The 10,345-nt window shown below is 65.8% G+C and carries 10 protein-coding genes; 4 read left to right on the top strand and 6 right to left on the bottom strand.

What is annotated here, in order from left to right; genetic code table 11:
• The 5 genes from EOA49_RS13030 to hutI all read right to left on the bottom strand — a co-directional run.
• Window positions 1-299, bottom strand: a 299-nt coding sequence (locus EOA49_RS13030; protein ID WP_206520171.1) for a HutD family protein, incomplete at its 3' end; no start/stop codon positions are given.
• A 4-nt stretch (window positions 300-303) separates the two neighbouring features.
• A complete protein-coding gene (hutU, locus tag EOA49_RS13025) occupies window positions 304-1,974 on the bottom strand; it encodes a urocanate hydratase (protein ID WP_127242220.1) in 1,671 nt (556 codons plus the stop codon).
• 36 nt (window positions 1,975-2,010) lie between these two features.
• Complete coding sequence (hutG, locus tag EOA49_RS13020) at window positions 2,011-2,826, bottom strand: N-formylglutamate deformylase (RefSeq protein WP_127242219.1); 816 nt, start codon at window positions 2,824-2,826, stop codon at window positions 2,011-2,013.
• 220 nt (window positions 2,827-3,046) lie between these two features.
• Window positions 3,047-4,582 carry a histidine ammonia-lyase gene (gene hutH / locus EOA49_RS13015; RefSeq protein WP_127239996.1) on the bottom strand — a complete coding sequence of 512 codons (1,536 nt, stop codon included), beginning with the start codon at window positions 4,580-4,582 and terminating at the stop codon, window positions 3,047-3,049.
• Window positions 4,579-5,808, bottom strand: coding sequence for an imidazolonepropionase (gene hutI, locus EOA49_RS13010; protein WP_164746693.1), 1,230 nt, complete (start codon window positions 5,806-5,808; stop codon window positions 4,579-4,581). Before hutI ends, hutH begins: the two co-directional genes overlap by 4 nt.
• A gap of 98 nt (window positions 5,809-5,906) precedes the next feature.
• Here hutI and EOA49_RS13005 point away from each other — a divergent pair, with 98 nt between their 5' ends.
• Window positions 5,907-7,262, top strand: coding sequence for a formimidoylglutamate deiminase (locus EOA49_RS13005; RefSeq protein ID WP_127239994.1), 1,356 nt, complete (start codon window positions 5,907-5,909; stop codon window positions 7,260-7,262).
• Window positions 7,263-7,267: 5 nt separating this feature from the next.
• Entirely contained in the window at window positions 7,268-8,014 is a 747-nt protein-coding gene (hutC, locus tag EOA49_RS13000) for a histidine utilization repressor (RefSeq protein ID WP_127239993.1), read from the top strand.
• Window positions 8,015-8,065: 51 nt separating this feature from the next.
• Here hutC and EOA49_RS12995 read toward each other — a convergent pair whose 3' ends face one another.
• Entirely contained in the window at window positions 8,066-8,410 is a 345-nt protein-coding gene (locus EOA49_RS12995; protein ID WP_095778583.1) for a RidA family protein, read from the bottom strand.
• 231 nt (window positions 8,411-8,641) lie between these two features.
• On the opposite strand from EOA49_RS12995, the gene aztA reads away from it, so the two are divergent.
• Window positions 8,642-9,460: a zinc ABC transporter ATP-binding protein AztA gene (gene aztA, locus EOA49_RS12990; RefSeq protein WP_067330176.1), complete on the top strand. Its 819-nt coding sequence runs from the start codon at window positions 8,642-8,644 to the stop codon at window positions 9,458-9,460.
• Entirely contained in the window at window positions 9,460-10,335 is an 876-nt protein-coding gene (aztB, locus tag EOA49_RS12985) for a zinc ABC transporter permease AztB (protein WP_067000522.1), read from the top strand. The genes aztA and aztB overlap by 1 nt, the downstream gene beginning before the upstream one ends.
• Window positions 10,336-10,345 lie beyond the last annotated feature (10 nt).

Below are 10,345 nucleotides of genomic sequence, written 5' to 3'. Positions count from 1 at the left end.
AACGTGGCGCGGGTCGGCACGTCGCCGGGAAAAGGAAGCGGCGCCGAGGCTGGCGTCAGCCGCGCCGGCGGTCGAGAGGTGATGTCGAGCATAATGCCGTCGCCTTCCAGCACCGACAGCGTGCGGTCGACCCCGGCGAAGCTGGAGAATGGCCCGCTGGTCTCGACGCGCGCGATGGAGATGCGCCAGTCGAAATCCTCGAGACCGGCGCCATCAGGCGAGACGGCGATCTCGGTGGTCGTGCCGCCGCCGTTCTTCCACGGCATGACGCGATAGCCGGCGGCACGAAGGATGCGCATCGGTTCAACCCAGTATGCCCGGCAGGTTGAGCTGGTGCTCCTTCGCGCACTCGATGGCGATGTCGTAACCGGCATCGGCGTGACGCATGACGCCGGTCGCCGGGTCGTTCCACAGCACGCGCTCCAGGCGCCTGGCCGCGTCAGGCGTTCCGTCGGCGACGATCACCATGCCGGCATGCTGCGAGAAGCCCATGCCGACGCCGCCGCCGTGATGCAGCGAGACCCAGGTGGCACCGGACGCGGTGTTGAGCAGCGCGTTGAGCAGCGGCCAGTCGGAAATGGCGTCGGAGCCATCCTTCATCGCCTCGGTCTCGCGGTTCGGCGAGGCGACCGAGCCGGAATCGAGATGGTCGCGGCCAATGACGACCGGCGCCTTGAGCTCGCCCTTGGCCACCATTTCGTTGAAGGCGAGCCCCAATCGATGGCGGTCGCCAAGCCCGACCCAGCAGATGCGCGCCGGCAGGCCCTGGAAGGAGATGCGCTCGCGCGCCATGTCGAGCCAATTGTGCAGATGCGTGTTGCCGGGGGTGAGTTCGCGCACCTTGGCGTCGGTCTTGTAGATATCTTCCGGATCGCCCGAGAGCGCAGCCCAGCGGAACGGGCCGATGCCGCGGCAGAACAGCGGACGGATGTAAGCCGGCACGAAGCCGGGGAAGGCGAAGGCATTTTCGAAACCCTCGTCCTTGGCGACCTCGCGGATGTTGTTACCGTAGTCGAGCGTCGGCACGCCGGCGTTCCAGAACGCCACCATCGCCTCGACATGCTCGCGCATCGACGCGCGCGCCGCCTTCTCCACCGCCTTCGGATCACTGACGCGCTTCTCGCGCCATTCGGCCATGGTCCAGCCCTTGGGCAGATAGCCGTTGATCGGGTCATGCGCCGAGGTCTGGTCGGTGAGGATATCGGGGCGGATCCCACGCCTGAACATCTCCGGCACGATCTCGGCGGCATTGCCGAGCAGGCCGACGGACTTCGCCTCGCCGGCCTTGGTCCAGCGCTCGGTCATTTCCATCGCCTCGTCGAGCGTTTTGGCCTTCTCGTCCAGGTAGCGAGTGCGCAAGCGGAAGTCGATCGAGTCCGGATTGCATTCGATGGCGAGGCAGGAGGCGCCGGCCATGACAGCGGCCAGAGGCTGGGCGCCGCCCATGCCGCCGAGGCCGGCGGTCAGGATCCACTTGCCCTTGAGATTGCCGCCATAGTGCTGGCGGCCGGCCTCGACGAAGGTTTCGTAGGTGCCCTGAACGATGCCTTGCGTGCCGATATAGATCCAGGAACCGGCCGTCATCTGGCCGTACATCATCAGGCCCTTCCTATCGAGATCGTTGAATTTTTCCCAGGTCGCCCAGTGCGGCACGATGTTGGAATTGGCGATCAAGACGCGCGGCGCGTCCTTGTGGGTGCGGAAGACGCCGACCGGCTTGCCCGACTGCACCAAGAGCGTCTCGTCCTCGCCGAGCGTCTTCAGCGACGCGGCGATGCGGTCGAAATCGTTCCAGGTGCGCGCCGCCCGGCCGATGCCGCCATAGACCACGAGCTCGTTCGGGTTCTCGGCAACCTCCGGATCGAGATTGTTCATCAGCATGCGCAGCGGCGCCTCGGTCGTCCAATAGCGGGCGTTGAGCTTGTCGCCGCGCGGCGCGCGGACTTCACGGATGTTGTGGCGAGGGTCGGTCATGTCGGCAGTTCCCTTCGATCAGGTGCGGCGGGAGCGTCAGCGCGCGGCCCAGGCAATCGCGGTTTCGAGAATGGTTTTCAGCGTGGCGCGGATCGGCGCCGCGTAGGTTGGGTCGTAAGGCACCGGCCAGTTGTCCGGCGCGCCCTTTTCCGACGGCTCGCGCATATAGCCGCGGTTCGAGAGCTCCATCTGCAGCGCATGGACGCCGCTCTGCGGCCGGCCGAAACTTCTGGTGATCCAGCCGCCCTTGAAGCGCCCATTGACCACCCAGGACTGGCTGCTCGCCGCGAGGATGGCGGCTACCTGTTCCTGCAGGGATGCTTCGGTGCTCTTGCCGTCATTGGTGCCGAGATTGAACACCGGCAGCGTGCCTTCGAACAGGCGCGGCAGCACCGAGCGAATTGAATGGCAGTCATAGAGCACGATCTTCTCGTGCATGCCGCGCAGACGGTCGATCTCAGCCTGCAGGGCGGCATGGTAAGGCGCGAAGTAAGTCTCGCGGCGCAGGTCGATCTCGGACGGCGTCGGCTCCTCGCCCATGCGGTAGAGCGGATCGCCATCAAACGTGTCGGTGGGGCAGAGCGTGGTCGTCGCCTGTCCAGGATAAAGCGAGACGCCGGAGGGGTCGCGGTTGACGTCGATGACGGTGCGCGAGATGGCGGTGTGGACGACCGTGGCGCCAAGATCGTTCGCGAAGTCGTACAGCTTGTCGATCCACCAGTCGCAGTCGCGGCGGCCGAGCCACGGCGAGACCAACCGGCTGTCGAGGCCCGCAAGATCTATGCCGGTGTGCGGGATCGAGACCAGCAGCGGCGCCGTACCGCGTGTGATGGTGAGCCAGGGCGTGGTCATTGGAGCTCTCCACGGGTTGGAGCTCTACGGCGCCCCCCTCTGTCCTGCCGGACATCTCCCCCACGAGGGGGGAGATCAGATATCACGCCGGCTTTCGCCAATCGTCCACGTTGCAAGAAGGAGCGGGGCGCCAAAGTTGCCAATCTCCCCCCTTGTGGGGGAGATGTCCGGCAGGACAGCGGGGGGCGTGAAGGATCGCGACCTATCAGAGCATTCAATCTCATGACGCAATCCCCGGCAGCGCCACCGCAGCCGCCGCCTTAACCGCCGCGCCGCTGCGGACCAGGGCGATCGCCTTTTCCATGTCGGGGTGGAAATGCCGGTCGTTGTCGAGATGCGGCACCTCGGCTCGGACCAGCTTGCGCACCGTTTCCAGCGCTTCGCTCGAGGCGAGCGGGGCGTGGAAATCGCAGCCTTGCGCGGCTGCCAACAGCTCGATGCCGATGACGGCCGTTGCATTCTCGATCATGCCGAGCAGGCGGCGCGCGCCGTGCGCAGCCATCGAGACATGGTCTTCCTGGTTGGCCGAGGTCGGGATGGAATCGACGCTCGCCGGATAGGCCTTCTGCTTGTTTTCCGAAACGAGCGCCGCCGCCGTCACCTGGGGGATCATGAAACCGGAATTGAGGCCAGGCTTCGGCGTCAGAAATGCCGGCATGCCGGAGAGCGCCGGATCGACCAGCATGGCGATGCGCCGCTCCGACAGCGAGCCGATCTCGCAGACGGCAAGCGCGATCATGTCGGCGGCAAAGGCCACCGGCTCGGCGTGAAAATTGCCGCCCGAGAGCGCGGTGTCGTCCTCGGCGAAGATCAGCGGGTTGTCGGTGACGCCGTTGGCTTCGGTCTCGAGCGTGTCGGCCGCCTTGCGCAGGACGTCGAGCGCGGCACCCATCACCTGCGGCTGGCAGCGCAGGCAGTATGGATCCTGCACGCGCTCGTCGCCAACGCGGTGCGATTCACGGATGGCGCTGCCGGCCATCAGATCGCGCAACGCGTCCGCGGTCTCGATCTGACCGCGATGCTTGCGCAACAGATGGATGCGCGGATCGAAAGGCGCGTCGGAGCCGCGAGCAGCGTCGGTCGACAGCGCGCCGGCGACCAGCGCGGACCGGTAGAGCGTCTCGGCTTCGAACAGGCCGGCGAGCGCGAAGGCGGTCGAGAACTGGGTGCCGTTGAGCAGCGCCAGGCCTTCCTTGGCGCCGAGCGTGACCGGTTCCAGCCCATGCGAGACGAACGCGACCTTGGCCGGGAAGCGACCATGCGGGGTAAAACATTCACCGACGCCGATCATGACCGCCGTCATATGCGCGAGCGGCGCGAGGTCGCCCGAGGCGCCGACCGAACCTTGCACCGGCACCACCGGAATGACGTCGTTGGCGAGCATCCCCTGGAGCAGGTCGATGGTCTCGGCGCGCACGCCGGAAGCGCCCTGGGCAAGGCTCGCCAGCTTCAACGCCATCATCAGCCGCACCACGGGGGCCGGCATCGGTTCGCCGACGCCCGCGGCATGGGAAAGCACGATGTTGCGTTGCAGCGTTTCAAGATCGTTTGCCGGAATGCGAACGCTGGCGAGCTTACCGAAGCCGGTGTTGATGCCGTAGACCGGCTCGCCTTTGGCGACGATGCGGGCGACGGCTTCGGCGCTGGCCTTGATCTTCGGCCGGCAGGAATCGTCGAGCTTCGGCACGGCGCCGCGATAGATGGCGCGCCAGTCGGCAAGCGTTGCGCTGCCGGGCTTCAGGATCAGTTCGGTCATTGTCCTCTCCAGATGCGGGCATGGAGCGGATTGAAGCCCATGCGGTAGACAAGTTCGGCCGGACGCTCGATATTCCAGACGGCAAGGTCGGCCGATTTGCCGGCTTCCAGCGTGCCGGTCCTGTCGAGAAGCCCCAGCGCACGCGCGGCCTCGCGGGTGACGCCGGCGAGGCATTCGTCGACGGTCAGGCCAAAGAGCGTCGCGGCCATGTTCATGGTGAGCAGCAGCGAGGTGAGCGGCGAGGTACCGGGATTGGAGTCGGTGGCGACCGCCATCGTCACGCCATGCCGGCGGAACAGCTCGACCGGCGGCCTCTTGGTCTCGCGGATGAAATAGTAGGCGCCGGGCAGGATGGTCGCGACGGTGCCGGACCCGGCCATCGCCGCGGCGCCCTCCTCATCGGTGTATTCCAGGTGATCAGCCGACAGCGCGCCGTAGCGCGCGGCAAGCGCCGCGCCATGCAGGTTGGAGAGTTGGTCGGCGTGAAGCTTCACCGGCAGGCCGAGCGCTTTCGCCTTATCGAAGACGCGCGCGATCTGTTCCGGTGAGAAGGCAATGCCCTCGCAAAAGCCGTCGACGGCGTCCGCGAGCTTTTCGGCGGCAACCGCCGGGAGGATCGTGCCGGCGACGAGATCGATGAAAGCGTCCTTGTCGCCCCTGGCTTCGGGCGGCAGCGCATGGGCGGCGAGACAGGTCGTGAGGATCGTGATTGGACGCTCACTGGCCAGACGGCGGGCAGCGCGCAGCGACTTTTTTTCATTGTCGGCATCGAGGCCGTAGCCCGACTTGACCTCGACGGTCGTCACGCCTTCGGCCATCAGCGCGTCGAGGCGGGACAGCGTCTGGGAGACGAGCTGGTCTTCGCTCGCGGCGCGCAGCGACTTGACCGAGGAAACGATGCCACCCCCTGCCCTCGCCACCTCCTCATAGGTGGCTCCGGCCAGGCGCATCTCGAATTCGTTGGCGCGGTTGCCGGCGTAGACAAGGTGGGTGTGGCAATCGATCAGGCCGGGGGTGATCCAGCGGCCCTGGCAATCAACCGTTTCGGCGCCGTGCCCGACGGCTGCCGGCAAGTCGGCCTCCGGTCCGGCATAGACGATCAGCCCGTCGCGCGCGGCGATCGCACCTTTCTCGACGATGCCGAGACCGGCAGCACCCTCGGCCATGGTCGCCAGGCGCGCATTGCGCCACAGACGAAGGCCGCTCTTTCCGTTTGCTGCACCCATCATCTTTTCCATTTGAAAGGATGACGATTATGTATATACATATTGGAACGCGACGCAAGTGTTAATGTCGCTCGGGCTTTCGGATTGGGAGTTTGGACGTGACGGTGATCTTTGCGGAACAGGCGCTGCTGCCCGGCGGTTGGCGGGGCAATGTGAGGATCGCATTCGAGGGCGGCCGTATCTCTGCAGTCGAAGCGGGCTCTTCGGCGCACGCCGGCGACGAACGCCACGCCATCGTCCTGCCCGGCATGCCCAACCTGCACAGCCACGCCTTCCAGCGCGGCATGGCGGGGCTTGCCGAACTGCGCGGTCCCTCGGCCGACAGTTTCTGGAGCTGGCGCGAGGTGATGTACCGCTTCGCGCTGTCGATGACGCCGGACCAGGTCGAGGCGGTCGCGGCGCAGCTTTATGTGGAGATGCTGGAAGCCGGTTTTTCGCGCGTCGGCGAGTTCCACTATCTGCACCACGACCGCGACGGGCAGCCTTATGCCAACATCGCCGAGATGGCGGAGCGCATTGCTTCTGCCGCCGCCGACACCGGCATCGAGCTGACCCTGCTGCCAGTCTTCTATGCCCATTCGGCCTTCGGCGGCGCTGCTCCCAACGAAGGCCAGCGGCGATTCATCAATGATGTCGAACGCTTCAGACGTTTGCTTGAGAAAACTCGCGAGGGCGTTCGCTCGCTTGAGCAAGCCGTCGTCGGCGTCGCGCCGCACAGCCTGCGCGCCGCAACGCCGGACGAACTCAACGCCGTTGCCGCAATGGCGCCGAACGGGCCGATCCACATCCATGTCGCCGAGCAGGTGAAGGAGGTCGAGGACTGCATCGCCTGGTCGGGCAAGCGCCCGGTCGAATTCCTGCTGGCAAACGCCAAGGTCGACAGTCGCTGGTGCCTGATCCACGCCACGCATATGACCGAAGCCGAGACGATCGCCATGGCCAAGGCCGGAGCCGTCGCTGGCCTCTGCCCGATCACCGAGGCCAATCTCGGCGACGGCACTTTCGCCGCCCCCCTGTTCATCGAACATGGCGGCCGCTTCGGCGTCGGCTCCGACTCCAATGTGCTGATCGGCCCGCCGGACGAGCTTCGGCAGCTCGAATATTCGCAGCGCCTTGCCCACCGCGCCCGCAATGTGCTGGCGCGCGCCGGCGGCTCTACCGGTCGCGCGCTGTTCGAGGCCGCGCTCGATGGCGGCAGCATCGCGCTCGGCGCCGGCCCCTCAACCCTCGCCGTCGCCAGGCCCGCCGATTTCGTCTCGCTCGACGCTAGCCATCCCTCGCTTGCCGGCAAGGCGGGCGATGCCATCCTCGACGCCTGGATCTTTGCCAATGGCAGCAAGGTCGATTGCGTCTGGGTGCATGGCAAGAAGCAAGTGAGCGGCGGCAGGCATGTCAAACGCGAGGCGGTCGCCGGGCGCTTCCGCAAAGTGATGATGGCGCTTTCCGAGGGCTGATCCCGATGAGCATGACCGAAACGGCAGAGATGGAAGACGGCGAGACCCTGTCGCTGCACCAGCGGATCCTGTCCGACATCCGGGAAAAAATCCTGTCGGGTGCATGGGCGCCCGGCCACCGCATCCCGTTCGAGCACGAGCTGACGGCTCAGTATGTTTGTTCCCGCATGACTGTGAACAAGGCGCTGTCGCAGCTCGCCAAGGCGGGGTTGATCGAGCGCCGCCGCCGCTCGGGCAGCTTCGTGCGCCAGCCGCAGTCGCAGGCGGCGGTGCTGGAACTGCACGACATCAGGATCGAGGTCGAGGCGCTTGGCCTGCCCTATCGTTATGAACGGCTGGAGCGCATGAAACGACGCGGCAATGCCGAGGATCGGCCGCTGCTTGGGCTATCTGCCACGGGTCCAGTGCTTTGGCTGGAGGGGCTGCATTTTGCCGGCGAACGGCCATTCGCGCTCGAGCAGCGCCTGATCAATCTTTCGGCGGTGGGCGAGGCCAGCGAGGAAGAATTTCTCGACATCGCGCCCGGCCCCTGGCTGATCGGCCGCGTGCCGTGGAGCGAGGCCGAGCACCGTATCCGCGCCATGGCGGCTGACGAAACTATCGCCGACACGCTCGACATCGATCCCGGCGCGCCCTGCCTGGTGGTCGAGCGCCGCACCTGGAGCGCCGAGCATCCGGTCACGCATGTGCGCTTCATCTATCCGGCGGAAAGCCACACGCTTGTGGCGCGGTTCACGCCTTCGCAGGGATGAGCAATCTTCCCCCCGCGGGCCCACGAGGGGAAGATTGGCGGATCCAGCGCCTTACAGCGCCGCCGTGATAATGATCTCGACCAGATATTCCGGGGTGGCGAGCTTGGCTTCGCCGGTGGCGCGGGCGGGCGTGTGGCCTTGCGGCACCCACTTGTCCCACTCCGAATTCATCTCGGCGAAGGTGCCCATGTCGGCCAGCCAGATGATCGCCTGCACGATCTTGGTCTTGTCGGTGCCAGCCTTGGCCAGCAATTCGTCGATGGTCTTCAGGATGTCGCGAGTCTGCGAGGCGACGTTGCCGCCGGGCTCACCGACCTGGCCGGCCAGATAGACAGTGTTGCCGTGAATGACGATCTGGCTCATGCGCGGGCCGACATCGATACGACGAATGCTCATGGGAGGTTCCTTCTTTTCTAGGGTCGCGCCTGTTTAGAGTCCGTGCCGGCTCCGGGCAAGGCCGACCGGCGCGAAACCGATTGAGCCAATTTATCGGCTCCGGACCGCTTCCATGTACACGGCGAGTTGACCGATCTGGACACAATTCCGCCGAACCGGCATGTTGACTAATGTAATAACATCACATATCGACGGGTACTCTCGAATTTGGCGCCCGACCCGGAACGTCTGATGACAAATGCCTGCCTGACCTTCCGCGACCTGACGCTCGGTTACAACAGCCATCCGGCCATTCATCACCTCAACGGCACGGTCCGAAAAGGCTCGCTGACTGCCGTCGTCGGCGCCAACGGCTCGGGCAAGTCGACTTTGATGAAGGGCATTGTCGGCGTGCTGAAGCCGATGGAGGGCACGGTTGTCCGCGCGCCCGGCGTGCGCACCGCTTATCTGCCGCAGCAGTCGGAGCTCGACCGCAGCTTTCCGGCGCGGGTGGTCGACCTGGTCTCGCTTGGCCTGTGGCCGAAGCGCGGCATGCTCGGACGCTATACCAAAGAGGATCGCGAGTCGGTCAGCAAGGCGCTGATGGCGGTCGGGCTCGGCGGCTTCGAGAAGCGGCCGATCGACACGCTCTCCGGCGGTCAGCTGCAGCGCACGTTGTTTGCCCGCGTGCTGTTGCAGGATGCCGATCTCATCCTGCTCGACGAGCCGTTCAATGCCGTCGACGCCAAGACCGTCGGCGACCTCATCCAGCTGATAAAGCGCTGGCATGGCGAGGAGCGCACGATCATGGTGGTCGTCCACGACCTCGATCTCGTGCGGCGGAATTTTCCCGAGACGCTGCTGCTCGCCCGCCAGCCTGTCGCCTGGGGCGACACAAAACAGACGCTCAGGCCTGAAAACCTGCTTAAGGCGCGGCGTTTTCACGAGGCCTGGGAAGAGAACGCGCCCTGGTGCGAGCCCGATGACCATGGCCATGACCACGAACATCATGACCACGCGCACGCGCATGATCATCATCACGGCCATGGCTCCGGACCGAGGGCGGCGTGATGGAGTTTCTCTACGGCCTGTTCATCCAGCCCTTCGCCGATTTCGCCTTCATGCAACGGGCGCTGTTCGGCTCGCTGATGCTGTCGCTCGGCGCCTGCCCGGTCGGCGTCTTCCTGATGCTCAGGCGCATGAGCCTGTCGGGCGACGCAATGGCGCACGCCATCCTGCCCGGCGCCGCCGCGGGCTTCCTGTTCTATGGCCTCGAGATCCTGCCGATGACCGTCGGCGGGCTGATCGCCGGCATCATCGTCGCGCTCGGCGCAGGGGCGGTTTCGCGCTTCACCATCCAGCGCGAGGACGCCTCGATGGCGGCCTTCTATCTGATCTCGCTCGCCATCGGCGTGCTTATGGTGTCGATCCGCGGCTCGAGCGTCGACCTGATGCATGTGCTGTTCGGCACCGTGCTGGCGCTCAACAACGAGGCGCTGATCCTGATCTGCGGCATCGTGGTTGTGACGCTCGCCTGCCTCGCCATCTTCTGGCGGGCGCTGGTCGCCGAATGCCTCGATCCGCTGTTCCTGCGCTCGGTGAGCCGCATGGGCAGCCCGGTCCATTTCATCTTTCTTGGGCTGGTCGTGCTCAACCTCGTCGGCGGTTTCCAGGCGCTGGGCACGCTGCTCTCGGTCGGGCTGATGATGCTGCCGGCCGCCGCCGCCCGCTTCTGGACGGTTCGCGTCGAGCCGATGTGCGCGCTGGCGGTGCTGATCGGCTTTGCCTCCTGCATAGCCGGACTGCTTTTGTCCTATCACGCCTCACTGCCGTCCGGCCCGGCTATCATCCTTTCGGCCGGCGTCGTTTATTTCTGCTCGATCCTGTTCGGCACGCGCGGCGCGCTGCGCGCCCGTATCGTGCATCACCGCCACCGCACAGCTTAATCCCCAAGCA

The organism is Mesorhizobium sp. M1A.F.Ca.IN.020.04.1.1 (assembly GCF_003997315.1).
In the GTDB taxonomy this organism is placed as follows: Bacteria; Pseudomonadota; Alphaproteobacteria; order Rhizobiales; family Rhizobiaceae; genus Mesorhizobium.
This window is presented reverse-complemented; position numbering and strand designations above follow the sequence as displayed.